We start from the raw sequence: 18,017 nt of genomic DNA, 5'->3' as shown, positions 1-18,017 counted from the left end.
CCTTTTCATGTTAATGTTTCGATTTTAATTGGGTGTGCTTCTCCAAATTTACGCGATGCAGCATGAAAAGTTGGCCCTACAATATCTGTATAGGAAAAACCATGCTCTATCGCTGTTGTAACAAAGCTTTTTGCCAAACCAACTGCTTCTGCTACGGCTTGTCCTTTTGTTAAATTCGCTGTAATCGCTGCGGAATACGTGCATCCTGCTCCGCTTGTATTTACCGTATCAATTCGTGGTGCTGTAAAGGTCGTTAATGCAGTTCCATTAAACAGCACATCAACTGCTGGCCCTTCCAGTCTTCCACCCTTTACGAGGACACTTTTTGCCCCTAGCTTGTGTAAGTCAATTGCAGCTTGCTTTAAATCCTCAACTGTATTTAATTCTCTTCCACCTAAAAGAATGGAAGCCTCGGGCACATTCGGTGTGATAATCGTTGCCATCGGTATTAATTGATGAACCAATTCCTCAATCGCGTCGTCTTTTAATAATTTGGAGTTCATTTTCCCAATCATAACCGGGTCCACAACGACTGTCTGAATTTCTTCTTTTCGAATCAGCCGTGCAACAACCTCGATTACCTCTTTTGAAAATAACATTCCAGTTTTAACGCCATCTGCACCAACCTGGTTTATCGCTGTCGAAAACTGCGCTTCAATCGCTTCAACGGATTGGAGATGGACATTTTTATTCGTTTCCGGGTGACGCCCAACTATCGCTGTTATAATGCTCATTCCATATACGTCTAATTCTTCAAATGTTTTTAAATCGGCCTGAATCCCAGCACTACCTCCTGCTGCAGAACCGGCAATTGTCATTACTCTTACTGGATAGTTCATAATTCTTCATTGCTCCTAACTACGATAATAAAAAATCCGGCACAAAAAGGTTTTACTATATTTTCTGCTTAAAACAACACTAAAATAAAAAACCAAATAATCATAACAATTTGAATGACAACTTTCGCAACTGATCCCCCTAAAAATCCGAGAAGTGAACCAATGGATGCACGGAACGCTTCTTTTGCTGTTCGCCTTTGCACCATTTCAATAAGAAATACTGTAATAAAAGGAACGTAAATAATCCCGAATGGCGGTGTAATAAATGACCCAACAATTACTGCGATTGCGGCACCGCGTTCTCCAGATTTACTGCCACCGAATTTTTTTACAAAATAACTATTTGCAATGATATCCGCTACAATTAGTAGCACGGTAAAGACAATCATAACAATCCAGAAAATCAAATTCAGCTCTTCACTATTCAACACAAAGTGATACAGTAAAAAACCACCCCATAGCACAAGTACAGATGGTACAATCGGAAAAATAATTCCTGCAAAGCTTAGGATAAATAAACCTGCAATAACAATCCAAATTAGAATGTCTAACATGATTTCCTCCATTTATTAATTCATTTAAGAGACATTTTTACGAATCATACTCGATAGCTTTGTCTCTTCTTTTCTCATAATACGTTTATAATTCTCCATATGTTTCATAATACTCAAGACAGAAAGTAAAATAACAATCCATGTTGGTTCGATTCCAAAAAACAGAAAGGTCGTGATCAGGAATGATAGATACATACAAAGAACACCAATTACGAGGTAGTCGGTTGCAAATGTAAAGATAAGTAATATTGCTATCCCGATAAGTGCTATTTTCCAATCAATTGCGATAAGTGCACCTACCAGTGAGGCAGTCCCTTTCCCACCACTGAACTTCATCGTAATTGGATAATTATGCCCAATAATCACAAAAAATACGGTCGTATAGATTAATAGATATTTCCAATCCCCTGTAATTCCATTCTCCGTTATGATGAATAGTACGAGTAAAATAGCTAAAGTAGCTTTAAATATGTCGATAAGTGCTACCAGAATACCATATTTCCATCCTAATATTATGGTCGTATTTGAAGCACCAGCATTTTTCACACCACTGTTTTTGATGTCTACGTTTTTAATTTTCCCAACTAACTGAGACCCGTGAAGGCACCCAAACAAGTAGCCAATAATTCCGGCAATCAAAAAATACATATGCATTCCCCTTTCATTCCAGCTGAAGGATGTCACTTAATTTCACTAAAAATGTTATAAAAGCACCTTTATTATATCAAAATAATCTTTATAATCGCAGTTTTGATTAAATCCTTTTGTTATTAGAATTCATGTTATTGGTTTGAGGGTTGAGTTATGATAAAGTGGAACTTCATCAGTGGAGGTTTTCCTTCTCCACGGAATAATAGCATCACACAAGAGATCTGCAGAACCTTGAACAGTATTTATGGATTGCTTAGGCTTTTTGATTCCCTCACATATAAAAGTGGAAGTATTACAGTCCCGTTAATACGTGTTAAAATAAACTATTCATTCTGCCTTACAGTGAGTACTGGCATTGTGTTAAAAATGCCGATACTCGAAAGGAAGTTTTATAAAAATGAAACGATGGAACGCAACAATTGTATCATGGATTATAATCATACTTTTTCTAGTTCTTCTATTTTATGTTTATAACGAGTGGAGTGGTGAGCATCGTTTATATATTGATGAAGATGCGCCCCTTCCAGACGGATTACATCCAATCGTTGAGGAAAATCAGAATGACCTTATTGAAATCGCTGCATCCGTTGGGATTGATGTCATCATTACCCAAGGATTCCGTTCATTTGAGCAACAGGATTCTCTTTATGAACAAGGCAGAACAAAGCCTGGGGATATTATAACAAATGCACAAGGCGGGCAATCCTATCACAATTATGGGCTTGCAATTGATTATGCACTACGGAATCAAAATGGTGAAATTATCTGGGACATTCACTATGATGGGAATAACAATGGTCATTCCGATTGGTTTGAGGTTGCTGATATTGCAAAAGAGCTGGGGTTTGATTGGGGTGGTGATTGGAGTAATTTTAAAGATTACCCACACCTGCAAATGACGTTCGGGTTAAGTCTTAGCGAATTACAGAGAGGCTACCGACCTCCAGAAGACAATTTATCTGATGAGTAACCCGTAACCCGTCTGAATTACTATTATTATTTGATATGGTTGTGATAATTTTTTGGCTTAGCCACACGGGAAAACGGTGAATTAAGAAAAATGGACAAAGGCGTCCATTTTTCCATTTATGATACCCTGCTAGTTACCCTAATCCTATCATTTGTTCATAGAAGAATATAGTAACAGAAGATTAAAAGCTTATTACATCACCTTTTTAATCTTCTCATCATTTTCTGGAATCGATTTATTTGCCCAGTAAGTTGCTAGGATTGGTCCAGAAATATTATGCCAGATTGCGCCCCATACACTCGGAAGTGCCGCAAGAGGACTGAAGTGTGCTGTTGCAAGGGCAACACCCAAGCCTGAGTTCTGCATACCTATTTCAATGGAAATAGCTCTTCGTTCGTTTTCTCCCAATCCCATCATTAAAGCAACTAAATAGCCTAGCAATAAACCAAAGCCATTATGGAGGAAAACAGCGATAAACACTAGGAACCCTGCTGCCACAACATTTCCAGCATTAGCTGCTGTAACCGCTGCCACAATAATCAAAATTGCAGCTACTGAAATAAGAGGAACAACCGTTACACCTTTTTCAACAGCAACAGGGAAAAATTTCTGTATCAAGAATCCTAGAATGATAGGAATAATGATAACCTGAATGATCGACATAAACATTGCAACTGGATCAACTGGTAACCATTGTCCAGCTAATAAATAGATAAGCAATGGCGTCATGATAGGTGCCATCATTGTTGAAAGAGAAGTCATTGCAACTGATAACGCAACATTTCCTCTTGCTAAATACACCATTACATTGGATGCCGTCCCACCTGGAACAGAGCCCAATAACACTAGCCCAGCTGCAAGCTCTGGAGGAAGCCTTAGTAAATAAGCAAGTGCAAAAGCAACAAGCGGCATGATCGTATACTGCGCACATATCCCAATGATTACTGGTATCGGTTTTGTAAATACTAATTTAAAATCTACAGGCTTTAATGTTAATCCCATCCCGAACATAACAACCCCAAGCAAAATCGTTATATAACCGCCGAAGATAAGAAAAGCTGGAGGATATAAGAATGCAACGACAGCAGCAAGAATAACTAAAACAGCAAAGTATTTTCCTGCTAACGCACTTATTTTTTCAATAAATTTCATTCAAGGTCTCCTCTTCTATTTCTACGATTTTATTGGGATTTAATAGGTTATTTGGATCTAATGCCTTTTTGATTTGCTTCATTATATCGAGGGCAGCTCCATGCTCTTGACGCTGATATGGCATCTTCCCAACTCCTACACCATGTTCACCCGTACAAGTTCCCCCACGCTCTAAGGCATACAGAACCACGTTCTTATTAAATTCATTTGCTCTTTTAATTTCTTCAGCATTTGCCATATCAATCATGATGAGACAATGAAAGTTACCATCACCTACATGTCCTAGGATACCACCTGGAACTCCTAGCTTATCCAGCTCTTTTCGAGCGTAGATGACGGAATTTGCTAATTCAGAAATCGGCACTGCTACATCGGTAAGCATCATTTTTTTGCCAGCATGACCATGAATATAGGCATACGCTAAGTTATGTCGTGCATCCCATAGATGATTACGCGCTGCATTATCGGTTTCGGAAGTAAAATTATCACAAGCGTGGTCCTGCATAATTTCTTTTGTAAATGCAACATCTGCATTTAGCCCAGCTTCATTACCATGGAATTCTAAAAAGAGGGTTGGTTTTACTGGATAATCTGTTTCACTGAACGTATTGATTTGTATAATCGAAGCTTCATCCACAAATTCGACCCTTGCAATTGGAATACCTGCTTGCAAAATTGATGTAACGGCTTGAATTGCTTGTGTAAGGCTTGGGAAGGTTGCGCGAGCTGCAACAACATGCTCTGGAATACCATATACTTGCAATGTTAATTCTGTAAAACATCCAAGTGTTCCCTCTGAACCAACAAACAGCCCGTTTAAATGATAACCAGATGCAGATTTTGCTGCTAAGCTGCCAGTTTGTATGACACTCCCATCAGCGAGAACAACTTCTAAGTTCCGCACCTGGTCACGCATAACTCCATATTTCACAGTAGTTGTTCCACTGGCGTTAGTTGCTGCCATACCACCTAGTGTTGCATTTGCACCAGGGTCCACAGTGAAAAATAAACCATATTTTTTAAGTTCTTTATTCAACTGTTCTCTTGTGACACCAGGCTGAACCGTTACAAGCAAGTCCTCTTGTTTGATTTCGATAATCTTATTCATGAAGGAAAAATCAACAACGATGCCTTTCTGATAAGGAATCACATGTCCTTCTAAGCTTGACCCAACTCCAAAGGGGGTTATTGGTGTCTTAAATTCCTGCGACACCTTCATAATATAACTCACATCCTCTGTTGTTTTTGGAAAAACCACAACATCAGGAAGACTTGTTTGATGATATGTTTCGTCCTTGCTGTGCAACTCTCTAACAGTTTCATTCGTTGAAATTTGTTCTTCTGCTAATTTTGCTTTTAATGCCTGGATAACTTTTTCCATTCCCCTGCTCCTTCCAGCTTTTAATTGGTAGCACCAATTTATTTTTTATCTAATTTGTGTTAATATTGGAACAACCAGTTTATTAAGTCTATTATAATGATTTCCAACATTAATTCAATGATATTTCAGAAAATAACTTTATATTTTTTAAACTTTAAGTGATTATTGGAAGGCGGGAGGATTGTGGTCTCGGATAAGCGAAAAACAGCAGAGATTGTTTTAGAGAAAATAGTAGGAAATTTTCTAAAGAATCATTTGGAAACAGGTGATAAGCTACCATCTGAACGTGAATTAGCAAGACTTTTTGGTGTCAGCAGAAACTCAGTTCGAGAAGCATTACAAATTTTAGCGTTAAAAGATATTATTGAAATCAAGCGAGGCGGCGGAAGTTATGTTAAGCAATCAGACGCACAATTAATCCTTGATGAGCTTTTCGAGAAAGTAGTGACAGCTGAAAATCACTTGATATTTGAGATGCTGGAAGTTCGCCGGGCATTAGAAATTGAGGCAGTCTCACTCGCAGCAAAGCGAGCCACGGGAGAGGATCTTAACAACATCCGTAAGGCTTTGGAACAGATGGCTGTTACCATTGATGAAACAGAAATTGGGGTGCAGGCAGATTTGCATTTTCATATGTATATCGTGGCTGCATCGCATAATTCTATTTTAATCCACCTCGCACAAACTCTAATTAAACAAATGGAAGAAACCATTCGTACGACAAGACAAAATCGCTTTAAAGATGCTGATCGATACGAAGAAACATTTAATGAACATAAAGAAATCTATCTTGCAATTGCATCAGGTGATGATATATTAGCCAAATCACTGATGGAAGAGCATATTACGAGAGTGAGAAAAGAGTTAAGTGAAAACTCCCTGCCGAAATTTATAGCCTAAAGGCTTCATATAGTCGTTTAGTTTCCAGTAACGAAAAAAGGTCGCACATTTGTGTGACCCTTTTTCGTTGACTATTCATCCTGTTTTATCTGATCATTTTCTGTATCTTCAGGTTTTGGATCCACCGAATGCTTATATCCATAGCCTTTAGACAGCGTTACAAGTGAAAGCCATACGACAAGCACAACAACTACTACAGACACTACACCAACAACTACGTACGTTCCCACCTTATAAAACCTCTCTTTATTCCTTATTTCTATTCATTATGCTTTAATATTCCTTTAAATTACTTCTAGATTAACCCACTAACCTAACTAGTTCAATAGTTTCGTGCAAATAGGGTATAAAGCCATAGTATAGGTTTTTTTAATAATCCTTTCCGCTTTACTACATTTATGAAATCTTGGGCATTGAAGAGTATTTGGGCTTATTTCCAAGCATCTTTCTGTATTAGAGAGCCTACATAATATAAGCACGAAATATAACGGTTAATTATAAATAATCTAAATATACAGCATTTGAATGAAAATTAATAAATCTATAACATTATAAATATGAATGCGGAAAAAAACCCCTTTTTCATGTATACGGTGATATACATCTAGTCCTATATCACCAAGCAAAAAAACAATAATTGGGTTTTATATTAAACAGGGAGGTCTTTTCATTTTGAAAAAAACAGGCTTTATATTATTTTTTGCTTTCATGCTTATACTCTTAGCTGCATGTGGATCAGATGATACAGCTAACGGAAATGGAAGCAAGCTAGAACAATTACAAGAATCAGGAACAGTTACGATTGGCTTTGCCAACGAAGCTCCATATGCGTATGAAGAAAACGGAGAACTAAAAGGCGCAGCTGTTGCTATTGCAGAAACTGTTTTTGCAGAGCTTGGAATTGATACAGTTGAATCCCAGCTATCTGATTGGAGTCAATTAATTCCAGGACTTCAAGCCGGACAATTTGACGTTATTACAGCAGGAATGGCGATTCAGCCAGATCGATGTGAAAATGCAGCTTTTAGTGAACCGACAATGCAATATGGAGAAGGGTTAATTGTAGAAGCTGGTAATCCACTGGGCTTAGAAAGCTATAAAGATATTGCTGATAATCCAGATGCAACCGTTGTTGTAATGGAAGGTGCTACAGAAATTGGATTTTTACAAGAAGAAGGTGTAGATCCTAGTCAAATTGTTACCGCACCTGATATTCCTGCAACCTTCTCAGCCGTACAGTCTGGCCGGGCAGATGCTACAACCGGAACTGAGATGACAGTTAAAATGGCGCTTGAATCGGCAAATACAGATGCACTTGAATTTGTTGAATCCTTTGAGCAGCCAGATATTAAGGGCGTACCAAGCTATGGTGCAGAAGCATTTAACCTAAATGATGCGGATTTACGTGATGCATACAATGAAAAATTAGCAGAATTAAAGGAAGATGGTACAATTGCGGATCTGTTAGATGAAAATGGCTTTAGCAGCGAAAGTAATTTTGTGCCAGTAGATGAAGTGACAACAGAGGAAGTTTGTAACGGGGAAGTATAAACATATATTATATTATAATGTGATATTTCATTCAGTGGAAAGTTCCTTTCTTCCCCACTAGGTGCTAATGGAACAGAATCAGGAATTTATGGGATGTTTTATCCCTCAGCTTTATGCTTTTGCCTTTCTCATGTTTAATTTAATGATCGAGTCTTACAGCCGTTCATGCGTGATAAAGGATGACTCCATAGGGTCTGATTCCCTGGTCCCGGGGAAGCAGGCCCTTTGTATTTCCTAAGCAGGTTGCAAAAAATGTTTAATCTAGAATTCTATTCGGAACCAAAACCGAAACTTGAAGGAGTGATTATAATGAATGCGATCATAGAGATTTTCCCACAGCTTGCAAGAGGACTTCATGTAACAATCACCGTCCTTCTTGCTTCAGCTATTCTAGCATATTTAATGGCTTTTATTGCTGGGTTATGCCGTCTTTCCGGGAACATCATCATCCGCAAATTCACAGGATTTTATGTGGAAGTTTTTCGAGGTACTTCCTTAATTGTTCAGTTATTCTGGCTTTACTACGCCATCCCAATGCTATTTGGCATTCAGCTAGGTTCCAACTGGTGGACGGGTGTAATTGCAATTGGATTAAATTACGGTGCGTATCTTTCGGAGGTTGTTCGTGGATCGATTCTTTCTGTTGCACAAGGTCAATCTGAAGCAGCAACAGCTCTAAACATGTCACGCTTTCAACGCATGCGGCTTGTTATTTTCCCGCAAGCAGTCCGGATGATGCTTCCTGAATTCGGTAACTATACCATTCAAATGCTAAAAGGAACTTCATTAGTTTCCTTAATTGGGATGACGGACATTTTATATTACGGCGACATTCTCCGAAGCTCGAACTTGTCGCAAGCACCAATTGTTTACTTATTAGTTCTTGTATTCTACTTTATTCTTGCGCTTCCACTTATTTGGCTGACAAGAAAAGGTGAACATATCTCTAAGAAAGGAGTTGCTAACGGATGAATAATAACTGGAGCTGGGAAACATTTATGGACGCCCTCCCCTTTGTATTGCAAGGGCTATGGATTACAGTCAGCTTAACGATTACGTGTTATTTATTCGCACTCCTACTCGGTTTTGTATGGACATTTCTCAGAAAGGTGCCGAATAAATTTTTCAATTGGGTGGTTACTTGGGTCATGGAATTTATTCGTTCTACTCCCCCACTCGTTCAGCTATTCTTCCTTTTCTATGCATGGCCAATGATTCCAGGGATTGGCGTCACATTAAGTCCTTTTACAAGTGCTGTACTTGGTCTTGGCATACATTTCAGTACATACATCGGAGAAATCTATCGTTCCGGTATTGAAAGTATCGATAAGGGGCAATGGGAGGCATCCAAAGCGTTGAACTTTTCTACCATTGATAAGTGGAGGAAAATCATTTTACCGCAGGCGATACCACCAACAATTCCAATGCTCGGTAACTATTTCATTATTATGTTTAAAGAGGTTCCACTTGCTTCCACAATAACAGTTGCTGGTATAATGTTAATGGCAAATAGTTATGGCGCTCAAAACTGGTCGTATCTAGAACCACTAACTATTGTTGGAATTATATTTTTAGTACTGAGCTATCCATCTGCGGTACTGATTAAGAAATTAGAAGTTAAAATGAATGCACGTTTTGATAAAAATGCAGCGATTAAATAGTATGTACAGAAGAGGAGTAATGACTTTATGACTGAACCTATCGTGAGATTCCAGGATGTGCATAAATCCTTTGGTGATTTTGACGTTTTAAAAGGGATTAATTTAGATATAAAGCCAGCTGAAAAAGTAGCTGTTATCGGGCCAAGTGGGTCTGGAAAAACAACAATCATACGCATGCTGATGACATTGGAGGAGCCATCCTCTGGTGATATTATTGTGGATGGTAAAAATCTGTGGAAGATGAAAAAGAAAGAGAAGATGGTAAAAGCGAATGAAAAGCATTTAAGAGAAGTTCGTGGAGATATCGGAATGGTATTCCAGCATTTTAACCTTTTCCCGCATATGACAATCTTAGAGAACTGCATGACAGCTCCGATTCATGTAAAAAAAGAAAATAAAGAAGAGGCTCGCGATCGCTCTGTTAAAATGCTTGAACGTGTGGGGCTTGGGGACAAATTGGATAGCTATCCAAATCAGCTTTCCGGCGGGCAAAAACAGCGTGTCGCTATGGCCCGCGCACTTGTCATGCGGCCGAAGATTATGTTATTTGATGAAGTAACATCAGCACTTGACCCAGAGCTGGTCGGCGAAGTGCTTGAGGTTATACGTGATCTTGCGAAACATGAGGATATGGCAATGGTGCTTGTTACACACGAAATGGACTTTGCTCTTGATATCGCAGATAAAGTGCTGTTTCTTGATGAAGGTGTTATTGCAGAGCAAGGAACGGCAAGCGAGGTTATCGAGCATTCTGAGAATGAAAGATTGCAAGGATTCTTGCGCCGGTTTAGAGGATAGATTAAAGGTATTACTCCGTTCGGTTGGGGTAATACCTTTTAAATTTGATTTGGATATTGTGAGTGTGTGGAGAGGCTGTTTTTTTGAGGTTGGTGTCATAGCTGTACGGGTAGGTGTTTTAATTTGGGTTTTGGTGTCATAGTTGTGCAGGTAGGTGTTTTAATTTGGGTTTTGGTGTCATATTTGTGCAGGTAGGTGCTTTAATTTGGGTTTTAGTGTCATAGCTGTGCAGGTAGGTGCTTTAATTTGGGTTTTAGTGTCATAGCTGTGCAGGTAGGTGTTTTATTTCGGGTTTTGGTGTCATAGCTGTTCGGGCAGAGAGATTGTTCAAGACATAAGAAAAGCTGCAACCACCCGATGATTACAGCTTAGCTTTATTCTACTGGATCCTCACCAATTATTCTTACTTCCCGTTCTAGATTGACTTTAAATTTCTCTTTTACGGTTTTCTGTACATAATGGATCAGTTCAATATATTCTTTTGCTGTTGCATTCTCTTTATTAACAATGAAGCCCGCATGCTTGAGCGAGACTTGCGCACCGCCAATTTGCTTTCCTTGAAGGTCACTGTCTTGGATTAATTTTCCAGCAAAATGGCCTGGCGGACGTTTAAATACACTTCCACAGGATGGGTATTCTAATGGTTGCTTTGACTCACGTTTGTATGTTAAATCATCCATTACTTCCTTAATCGCTTTTGGATCACCGGCTTTTAAAGTAAAGGTTGCTTCCAAAACGATGTACCCATGTTCCGGTATATTACTTGTACGGTAATCTAAATCCAATTGCTCTGCAGTTAATGTGAGAAGCTCTCCTTCTCGGTTAACGACCAACGTACTTGTTAGTACATCCTTGATTTCACCGCCATACGCTCCGGCATTCATATATAATGCACCACCAACAGATCCAGGTATACCACACGCAAATTCCAAGCCAGTTAGCTCTTCTTTTAATGCCTCTCGTGAAACATCAATAATTCGCGCACCGCTTTGAGCGATCATCCTGTTGCTATCTGTTTTTATCGCAGAAAGTTTTTGCAGATTCATGACGATGCCACGAATCCCACCATCTTTCACAATTAGATTGGAGCCATTTCCAAGCATCGTAAAAGCTATATTTTCTTGATTTGCTAACTTAATAATCTGCTGTACTTGTTCATATGTTTCCGGCGTTACATAAAAATCTGCCTGCCCACCTAAACGGGTATACGTATGATTTTTCAAGTGTTCGTTCACCATCACATTACGCTCAGATGTTAATGCTATTAGTTTTTCGTACAGATGATGATTCATTGCCACACCTATCATTCCTTTAACAAGTTATCATTTTTTCGGGAAGGCTATTTAGGAAAAATTACATTCACCAAGCCTCCCATAGTGAATGCTATTACGTGGACGCAGATAGAAAGTTATTATTGTTCACTATCTGCTTAAAAAATCACCAATTAAATACATGGTGACTTTTCACAAACAATCTTTATCCATTGTAAGTTATTGTCCTTCATCTTGCCACAAAAATGAATAAATCATTTTATCTACTTCCATACTCTCGTGTAATGCACTATGGCCTAGTGTATGATCTTCAATTATAATTTCCTGTAATTGGTCACTTGGTACAGTCATTCGTAAAGCCTGCACACTTTCTGGGAGTGCAACAGCATCACCAGTACTCCCAATATTCAGTGCCTGAACACCTTCAGGAAATGAACTTTCCCGCAGCAGTTGAAATGCCAGCGAATCCGGCTTTAGATCCTCAGCTGCAGCATCTTTATGAATTTGGAAATATGCTTCACTATAAATGCCGTCAAACGGACTCCCAATGGAAACAAGCTTATTCACTTCTGGATAACCATTACCTGCATATTCCATTGTATATTTAAGCGCAAGTATTCCACCCATTGAGTGTCCTACAATATTTACAGAATCAACTTTGTATTTTTCCTTCATTTGCAATAGAACTGCTGATATCCACTCAGCACTATCAGCGAAACTTGCCCGATTATCTTCTAAAATAATTTGAATAAACGTAGGAGCATACCTTCCTTTGTTTAAATTGTAATCACGGATTCGTCCTTCTTTAGTAACGTAATAGATAAACCCTTTATTCCCCCAGCCGTATTCATGCTCGAAACGATCAAGCATATAGCCGAAGGAATTCTTCGTACCTTTATAACCATGAATAAACACGGTTGGATCACCAGTATAATGCTCAGACTTCGCCTTATTAGGCATCGAAATATACGTGATATACCCGACAATTAATACCAATACCATTGTTATTTTTACCTTATGTTTTTTAATAAAATACATTACCTCACCTGCATACTTTTCCTTAGTGTTTTCTGTTTCAGAATAAACCATGTAAAATAAGAACCAATTAGGAATAACAGAATTTTTACCATTACTAAAGGAATCACAAACGCAATCGTATACAGCATCGAAACCCATAATAGACTAACGCTAACAATCTTAGCTTTTAATGGTATCCCTTTTCCCTCACGATAATTCAATATATAAGAGCCGACATATTTATTCGTGATTAACCATTGATATAATTTATCAGAGCTCCGAACATAACAAGCAGCTGAAAGCAAAAGAAATGGTGTTGTCGGCAATAATGGCAGCATTATCCCCAACACACCAAGCACTAATGAAATAGTGCCTGCAATTATTAAAAACATTTTTTTAATAGATTTCATAAACAACCACCAGCTACATATGTTAATTGAACACCATTATTATACCATCTCACACCCCTACAATCGCCTCAACACGTAAAAATTCATAGAAATTTCTTATCTATTTAATGAGGCTTGCAACCGGATGAAATACTGGCTTTCCATCTTCAAATGTCGCAATGTGTTTAAAGCCGATAGTGTCTAGCAACTCAAACGCGTCCTTAAATTGATATGCTAATGTTGTTTCCACATGAGAGTCCGATCCAACCGTAATGATTTCTCCCCCACATTCCTTATATAATTTTAAAATATCAGTGCTTGGCATCCCACTTTCTAAACCATAGCGATAGCCTGACGTATTTAATTCAATTCCTTTCCCAGCTGGAATAATTTCTTTAAAAATGACTTCTAAAATCTCGTGGAAATGATTCGTACTCTTTTCTTCCGTATATCGTTTAACAAGATCAATATGACCAAGAATACTAAAGCTTTTAAATTTGCTAATGCATGCAAGTAATTCTTCATAATACATTTGAAATGCTTCATCAACTGTTTTTCTCTTAAAGAATTCTCCGGAATGAAGGTCCATGCCAGCAGTTGCATGCATGGAGCAAATAACAAAATCAAACACTTCATCTTGCATTAATCTTTCATATCGCGCTAACAAGTGCGGTTGCACACCAATTTCTACACCTTTTTTAATGCGAATCTGCTTGCTGTATTTTTGCTGCAAATGTTTTATTCTCTTATCGTACTGTTTCAAGTCAAACTCAAATATCCAATCCTTATCTGGATAATCATAATCAATATGTTCGGTAAAACAAATTTCTTCAAGGCCGATACTGATCGCTTTTTCAATCGTAGTTTCCATCGGCGTCTTACAATCTGCTGAAAAATCACTATGAATGTGGTAATCAAACATTTTATCATCTCCTGTTTTTTCGTCAGTTCCAGTGCTGAAGCTTTAGCGGACTCCCCATTTGCTAACCAGATGCTTCTGCTTTTATTTGGTGTTGACTTTTATGAATATACTAATTATAATACTATATAACTTTACTTAGTTAAAGCGATAAAGTATTAAAGTTAAAAAGGAGTTTTATAGATGCAACGATACACGCTGAACGGCCGAAATAAGCATGTAGAAGATTTTCAAGTAAGAGATAATCTTATTGCAACATTGAAAAATCGCTTTACTACCTATGGCTATAAACAAGTACGGACGAAAGCCTTTGAAAACTATGAGATGTATTCGAACATTACTGGTACGGTAAAAAAAGATGACATGATTAAAGTCATTGATACGACAGGGAAAATCCTCGTCTTACGTCCAGATGTTACCATTCCAATTACCCGGATGATGGCAGCAGTAAACCAAGCAAATAATACCTTCTGGCAACGGCTTTTCTATGTAATGGATGTATTTCGTCAATCACAGGAGATGCCAAATCAAAAAGAAAGCACACAAGCAGGCGTTGAATTTTTCGGGGAGAATACACCTGAGGAAGACGCAGAAATTATCATGCTAGCCATCCATACATTAAAAGATTTAGGCTTTAAAAATTTCAAAATTGAAATTGGGCATGCGGGATTCTTTAAGGAGCTTATCCAACAAGCCGAACTCTCCGAACAAGACTTAGGGCAACTACAGGCCCTAATTCAATCAAAAAATATAGCGGATATGGAATTATTCCTTGAAGGAATGGCGATTGAAGAAGAATTAAAGAAAGCAATCCAATCGATTCCTCTTCTATACGGGGATCCGCTTCAAGTTATTCAGCAAGCAGAAAAGATTATTCGCAGCGCCCATATGCAGCATGTTTTGCAAAATTTAATTGACGTATTTGCATTAATTAAGGACTACGGTGTTGAGGATTATGTCGCTATTAATCTCGGATTAATTAATAATATGAATTACTATACCGGCATCATCTTTCAAGGATTTGTCGACCGAATTGGTCAGCCTGTATTAATGGGTGGGAGATATGATCATTTAGGAAAACAACTAGACAGCGTAATGCCTGCGATCGGTTTCGCATTTGAAGTAGATTTACTTATTCAAGCAATTTTAGAGCAAAGATTGGCAAAAGCTCCTAAAGCTCTAGTAGATACAGTCATTTATTATACAAAAGAAAAACAGCGAGAAGCTTTAACAGCTGCATTTGAACTAAGAAATAAGGGATATCAGGTTTTAAGTTTTCGGAATGATCCAAGTAATAGAAATCCCATTTCTTCTAATTCGATAATCCGCTTCGAAAAAGAACAAAACCTTTTTTCCAACGAACAAATCAAACAGACATTTTCAAAAGCAGATGAACTCGTTACGCTGCTTCAGGCTCACAAGGAGGGCTTCTAATTGCAACCTATAACATTGGCACTTGCTAAAGGACGTCCAGCTAAAAGCACGATTGCCCTATTGGAAAAGACGGACGTACAATTTAATGATTTTCACGAGGATAGTAGAAAGCTTGTTTTTTATAACAATGACAGATCGATTAAACTTCTTTTCGTTAAAGCAATTGACGTCCCGACCTACGTCGAAAAAGGGGCTGCTGATATTGGAATTGTCGGCAAAGATAATATCCTTGAATCCAAAGCAGATGTTTATGAACTACTGGATTTAAAAATTGGGAAATGTAAATTTGCAGTCGCAGGAAAAAAGAATTATACCCCTGAAAAAGGACAACTGCTGACAATTGCAACAAAATATCCAGCCATTGCACAGAAACATTTCGATAAAAAGGGCGAAGCAATTGAAATTGTTAAGCTAAACGGATCTGTTGAATTGGCTCCACTAATCGGGCTTGCCGATTTGATTGTTGATATTGTAGAAACTGGAAACACATTAAAAGAAAACGGACTAACCGTTCTTGAGAATATTGAACCTATTAGTACGAGATTAATTGTTAATAAAGCGAGCTTTGCAACAAAATCAACCGAAGTACAGCAATTTATCTCCCAGTTAAAGTCAGCATTGGAGGGGTAGCAATGAACATACAAACAAAAGAGGAATTTTTACAGGTTTATAAAGCTAGTACTTCAGATCAGCTGAAGGAACAAGAGCTTGACCAAGATGTGCTAGAAATTATTAGCGGGGTTCGAAAAGATGGAGATGAAGCATTATATCGATACACGAATAAATTTGACCATGTAGTATTAGATTCCCTCATCGTATCTGAGGAGGAATTACTGGAGGCAAAAAAACAAGTAGATGCTGGATTTCTTGATGCTTTAAAGCAAGCCAAGGAAAATATTGAAGCATTTCATAAAGAACAAAAGGAACAATCCTGGTTTGTGAATAAAGCACCTGGTATCTTACTCGGCCAAAAGGTAACCCCGATTGAAAAAGTTGGTGTGTATGTTCCAGGGGGAAAAGCAGCCTATCCTTCCACGGTGTTAATGGATGTCATCCCCGCCAAAATTGCTGGTGTAGAGAAAATCGTACTTACAACACCTCCACAAGCGAATGGAAAGATTAATCCTCACGTACTTGTTGCTGCACAGCTTGTGGGGGTTGACACGATTTATAAGGTTGGTGGGGCACAAGCTATTGCTGCATTGGCCTATGGGACAGAAACAATTGAAAAGGTCGCCAAAATTGTTGGTCCCGGAAATGCCTTTGTGGCAAGAGCAAAAAAATGGGTTTATGGGGATGTAGCGATTGATATGATTGCAGGACCTAGTGAAATCTGCATTGTTGCAGATCAGACTGCCCCACCGAGCTTTGTTGCAGCCGATTTACTTTCACAAGCAGAGCACGATGAATTGGCAAGCTCCATTTGCATTACAACGAGTGAAGCATTGGCCGAACAAATTCTAGCAGAGGTTAAAAAGCAAACAAACGTACTTGAACGAAGCGAAATAATTACACAATCACTAAAGCAAAATGGAAAAATAATCGTCACAGCGAATCTAAAAGAAGCTTTTTCTGTTGTAAATGAAATTGCACCAGAGCATTTACAGCTAATGATTGAAAAACCATATGATAGTCTTTCTAATATTAAAAACGCTGGCGCGATCTTTCTCGGAAATTATTCACCAGAACCATTAGGAGATTATTTTGCAGGTCCAAATCATACCCTGCCAACGAATGGGACGGCAAAATTCGCCTCCCCACTTGGTGTATATGATTTCATGAAAAAATCGAGCATTATTAGTTATTCCGAAGAGGCACTGCTGCAAGCTACTGATTCAATTATCAAAATCGCTACAGTGGAGGGGCTCACTGCCCATGCCAATTCCATTCAGATTAGAAAGGATGACCCGAATGCGTAAAGCAAAAATTGAAAGATCAACAGCCGAAACATCCATCGAGTTAGACTTAACCATTGATGGAACTGGGAATGCCACTATCCGATCAGGTGTCGGTTTTTTAGACCATATGCTTTTGTTACTGACAAAGCACGGTTTATTTGATTTAGCAGTCACATGTAATGGGGATTTAGAAGTCGATCAGCATCACTCTGTTGAGGATATTGGTATTGCATTGGGTCAAGCATTTCAGCAGGCTTTAGGGAATAAAGAAGGAATTACAAGATATGCAACGGTAACAACGCCTATGGATGAGGCTCTGTCAACTATTTCCTTAGACATTAGCGGACGCCCCTACTTCGTATACAACGTAGAAGGACTAAAAGATAAAGTCGGTGATTTCGATACCGAGCTTGTCGAGGAATTTTTCCACGCATTTGTTAGCAATGCCAAGGTAACACTTCATATTAACCTGGCTTATGGAAATAACACTCACCATATGATTGAGTCCATTTTCAAAGGCTTCGGTCGTGCATTAGATCAAGCGACGATATTAAATCCACGAGTAAAAGGAATCCCTTCCACAAAGGGCAGCTTATAAATAAAGAGAGACTAACAGACAGGAGATTTTTAAC

The 18,017-nt window shown here is 38.4% G+C and carries 20 protein-coding genes; 10 read left to right on the top strand and 10 right to left on the bottom strand.

The genetic code is table 11. From position 1 onward, the window contains the following. Positions 1-5: 5 nt before the first annotated feature. From thiD to MHH64_RS06070, 3 genes are all read right to left on the bottom strand, one after another. The gene (gene thiD, locus MHH64_RS06080; RefSeq protein WP_095311756.1) at positions 6-839 is read right to left on the bottom strand and encodes a bifunctional hydroxymethylpyrimidine kinase/phosphomethylpyrimidine kinase; all 834 of its coding nucleotides are present in this window, start codon (positions 837-839) and stop codon (positions 6-8) included. Between the two features lie 68 nt (positions 840-907). Continuing rightward, positions 908-1,393: a DUF456 domain-containing protein gene (locus MHH64_RS06075; RefSeq protein ID WP_095311755.1), complete on the bottom strand. Its 486-nt coding sequence runs from the start codon at positions 1,391-1,393 to the stop codon at positions 908-910. Positions 1,394-1,417: 24 nt separating this feature from the next. After that, entirely contained in the window at positions 1,418-2,041 is a 624-nt protein-coding gene (locus MHH64_RS06070) for a glycerol-3-phosphate acyltransferase (protein ID WP_095311753.1), read from the bottom strand. A gap of 400 nt (positions 2,042-2,441) precedes the next feature. Between MHH64_RS06070 and MHH64_RS06065 the strand changes: the two genes are divergently transcribed. Further along, on the top strand, positions 2,442-3,014 hold the full coding sequence (locus MHH64_RS06065; RefSeq protein ID WP_340002870.1) for a M15 family metallopeptidase: 573 nt from the start codon (positions 2,442-2,444) through the stop codon (positions 3,012-3,014). Between the two features lie 192 nt (positions 3,015-3,206). Here MHH64_RS06065 and MHH64_RS06060 read toward each other — a convergent pair whose 3' ends face one another. Both MHH64_RS06060 and MHH64_RS06055 read right to left on the bottom strand, forming a co-directional pair. Beyond that, positions 3,207-4,166, bottom strand: a complete 960-nt coding sequence (locus MHH64_RS06060) for a bile acid:sodium symporter family protein (protein WP_251660372.1) — start codon at positions 4,164-4,166, stop codon at positions 3,207-3,209. Next, on the bottom strand, positions 4,153-5,547 hold the full coding sequence (locus tag MHH64_RS06055) for an FAD-linked oxidase C-terminal domain-containing protein (RefSeq protein WP_095311747.1): 1,395 nt from the start codon (positions 5,545-5,547) through the stop codon (positions 4,153-4,155). The genes MHH64_RS06060 and MHH64_RS06055 overlap by 14 nt, the downstream gene beginning before the upstream one ends. Positions 5,548-5,730: 183 nt before the next feature. On the opposite strand from MHH64_RS06055, the gene MHH64_RS06050 reads away from it, so the two are divergent. Further along, positions 5,731-6,447 (top strand): FadR/GntR family transcriptional regulator, encoded by a 717-nt coding sequence (locus tag MHH64_RS06050; protein ID WP_095311745.1) that lies wholly within the window; start codon positions 5,731-5,733, stop codon positions 6,445-6,447. A gap of 71 nt (positions 6,448-6,518) precedes the next feature. Here MHH64_RS06050 and ytzI read toward each other — a convergent pair whose 3' ends face one another. Continuing rightward, complete coding sequence (gene ytzI, locus MHH64_RS06045; RefSeq protein WP_095311744.1) at positions 6,519-6,677, bottom strand: YtzI protein; 159 nt, start codon at positions 6,675-6,677, stop codon at positions 6,519-6,521. 442 nt (positions 6,678-7,119) lie between these two features. On the opposite strand from ytzI, the gene ehuB reads away from it, so the two are divergent. The 4 genes from ehuB (at position 7,120) to ehuA (ending at position 10,457) form a co-directional block, all read left to right on the top strand. Continuing rightward, positions 7,120-7,998 (top strand): ectoine/hydroxyectoine ABC transporter substrate-binding protein EhuB, encoded by an 879-nt coding sequence (gene ehuB / locus MHH64_RS06040; protein ID WP_251660368.1) that lies wholly within the window; start codon positions 7,120-7,122, stop codon positions 7,996-7,998. 309 nt (positions 7,999-8,307) lie between these two features. Then, the gene (gene ehuC, locus MHH64_RS06035) at positions 8,308-8,970 is read left to right on the top strand and encodes an ectoine/hydroxyectoine ABC transporter permease subunit EhuC (protein ID WP_095311796.1); all 663 of its coding nucleotides are present in this window, start codon (positions 8,308-8,310) and stop codon (positions 8,968-8,970) included. Next, a complete protein-coding gene (ehuD, locus tag MHH64_RS06030) occupies positions 8,967-9,659 on the top strand; it encodes an ectoine/hydroxyectoine ABC transporter permease subunit EhuD (protein ID WP_095311742.1) in 693 nt (230 codons plus the stop codon). Before ehuC ends, ehuD begins: the two co-directional genes overlap by 4 nt. A 27-nt stretch (positions 9,660-9,686) precedes the next feature. Further along, positions 9,687-10,457 (top strand): ectoine/hydroxyectoine ABC transporter ATP-binding protein EhuA, encoded by a 771-nt coding sequence (gene ehuA, locus MHH64_RS06025; protein WP_340002869.1) that lies wholly within the window; start codon positions 9,687-9,689, stop codon positions 10,455-10,457. A gap of 374 nt (positions 10,458-10,831) precedes the next feature. Here the strand turns inward: ehuA and murB are convergent, their stop codons facing one another. The 4 genes from murB to MHH64_RS06005 form a co-directional block, all read right to left on the bottom strand. Then, on the bottom strand, positions 10,832-11,755 hold the full coding sequence (murB, locus tag MHH64_RS06020) for a UDP-N-acetylmuramate dehydrogenase (RefSeq protein WP_118889756.1): 924 nt from the start codon (positions 11,753-11,755) through the stop codon (positions 10,832-10,834). 192 nt (positions 11,756-11,947) lie between these two features. Then, positions 11,948-12,766, bottom strand: coding sequence for an alpha/beta fold hydrolase (locus MHH64_RS06015; RefSeq protein WP_340002868.1), 819 nt, complete (start codon positions 12,764-12,766; stop codon positions 11,948-11,950). Then, positions 12,766-13,155, bottom strand: a complete 390-nt coding sequence (locus MHH64_RS06010) for a YbaN family protein (protein WP_095311734.1) — start codon at positions 13,153-13,155, stop codon at positions 12,766-12,768. Before MHH64_RS06010 ends, MHH64_RS06015 begins: the two co-directional genes overlap by 1 nt. Before the next feature lie 100 nt (positions 13,156-13,255). Next, positions 13,256-14,056 carry a histidinol-phosphatase HisJ family protein gene (locus tag MHH64_RS06005; protein ID WP_251660363.1) on the bottom strand — a complete coding sequence of 267 codons (801 nt, stop codon included), beginning with the start codon at positions 14,054-14,056 and terminating at the stop codon, positions 13,256-13,258. Positions 14,057-14,236: 180 nt separating this feature from the next. On the opposite strand from MHH64_RS06005, the gene hisZ reads away from it, so the two are divergent. From hisZ to hisB, 4 genes are read left to right on the top strand one after another with little or no spacing between them, the layout of a single operon-like run. Beyond that, positions 14,237-15,487, top strand: a complete 1,251-nt coding sequence (hisZ, locus tag MHH64_RS06000; RefSeq protein ID WP_095311730.1) for an ATP phosphoribosyltransferase regulatory subunit — start codon at positions 14,237-14,239, stop codon at positions 15,485-15,487. Then, positions 15,488-16,117: an ATP phosphoribosyltransferase gene (gene hisG / locus MHH64_RS05995; protein WP_251660361.1), complete on the top strand. Its 630-nt coding sequence runs from the start codon at positions 15,488-15,490 to the stop codon at positions 16,115-16,117. Between the two features lie 2 nt (positions 16,118-16,119). Beyond that, the gene (gene hisD, locus MHH64_RS05990; RefSeq protein WP_251660360.1) at positions 16,120-17,406 is read left to right on the top strand and encodes a histidinol dehydrogenase; all 1,287 of its coding nucleotides are present in this window, start codon (positions 16,120-16,122) and stop codon (positions 17,404-17,406) included. Further along, positions 17,399-17,983, top strand: coding sequence for an imidazoleglycerol-phosphate dehydratase HisB (hisB, locus tag MHH64_RS05985; RefSeq protein WP_340002867.1), 585 nt, complete (start codon positions 17,399-17,401; stop codon positions 17,981-17,983). The genes hisD and hisB overlap by 8 nt, the downstream gene beginning before the upstream one ends. Positions 17,984-18,017: the final 34 nt, after the last annotated feature.

Source organism: Oceanobacillus sp. FSL K6-0127 (assembly GCF_037983385.1).
In the GTDB taxonomy this organism is placed as follows: domain Bacteria; phylum Bacillota; class Bacilli; order Bacillales; family Amphibacillaceae; genus Oceanobacillus; species Oceanobacillus profundus.
Note: the sequence above shows the minus strand (reverse complement) of the source record. Positions and strands in the feature narration are given on the sequence as shown.

Excerpts from the sequence above, each read along its gene's own strand:
- hisB (WP_340002867.1), top strand. The coding sequence starts at position 17,399 with ATGCGTAAAGCAAAAATTGAAAGATCAACAGCCGAAACATCCATCGAG.
- MHH64_RS06060 (WP_251660372.1), bottom strand. The coding sequence starts at position 4,166 with ATGAAATTTATTGAAAAAATAAGTGCGTTAGCAGGAAAATACTTTGCT.
- MHH64_RS06010 (WP_095311734.1), bottom strand. The coding sequence starts at position 13,155 with ATGAAATCTATTAAAAAAATGTTTTTAATAATTGCAGGCACTATTTCA.
- MHH64_RS06065 (WP_340002870.1), top strand. The coding sequence starts at position 2,442 with ATGAAACGATGGAACGCAACAATTGTATCATGGATTATAATCATACTT.
- MHH64_RS06055 (WP_095311747.1), bottom strand. The coding sequence starts at position 5,547 with ATGGAAAAAGTTATCCAGGCATTAAAAGCAAAATTAGCAGAAGAACAA.
- ehuA (WP_340002869.1), top strand. The coding sequence starts at position 9,687 with ATGACTGAACCTATCGTGAGATTCCAGGATGTGCATAAATCCTTTGGT.
- ehuC (WP_095311796.1), top strand. The coding sequence starts at position 8,308 with ATGAATGCGATCATAGAGATTTTCCCACAGCTTGCAAGAGGACTTCAT.
- MHH64_RS06005 (WP_251660363.1), bottom strand. The coding sequence starts at position 14,056 with ATGTTTGATTACCACATTCATAGTGATTTTTCAGCAGATTGTAAGACG.
- MHH64_RS06075 (WP_095311755.1), bottom strand. The coding sequence starts at position 1,393 with ATGTTAGACATTCTAATTTGGATTGTTATTGCAGGTTTATTTATCCTA.
- ehuD (WP_095311742.1), top strand. The coding sequence starts at position 8,967 with ATGAATAATAACTGGAGCTGGGAAACATTTATGGACGCCCTCCCCTTT.
- hisD (WP_251660360.1), top strand. The coding sequence starts at position 16,120 with ATGAACATACAAACAAAAGAGGAATTTTTACAGGTTTATAAAGCTAGT.
- MHH64_RS06015 (WP_340002868.1), bottom strand. The coding sequence starts at position 12,766 with ATGTATTTTATTAAAAAACATAAGGTAAAAATAACAATGGTATTGGTA.
- hisZ (WP_095311730.1), top strand. The coding sequence starts at position 14,237 with ATGCAACGATACACGCTGAACGGCCGAAATAAGCATGTAGAAGATTTT.
- MHH64_RS06070 (WP_095311753.1), bottom strand. The coding sequence starts at position 2,041 with ATGTATTTTTTGATTGCCGGAATTATTGGCTACTTGTTTGGGTGCCTT.
- thiD (WP_095311756.1), bottom strand. The coding sequence starts at position 839 with ATGAACTATCCAGTAAGAGTAATGACAATTGCCGGTTCTGCAGCAGGA.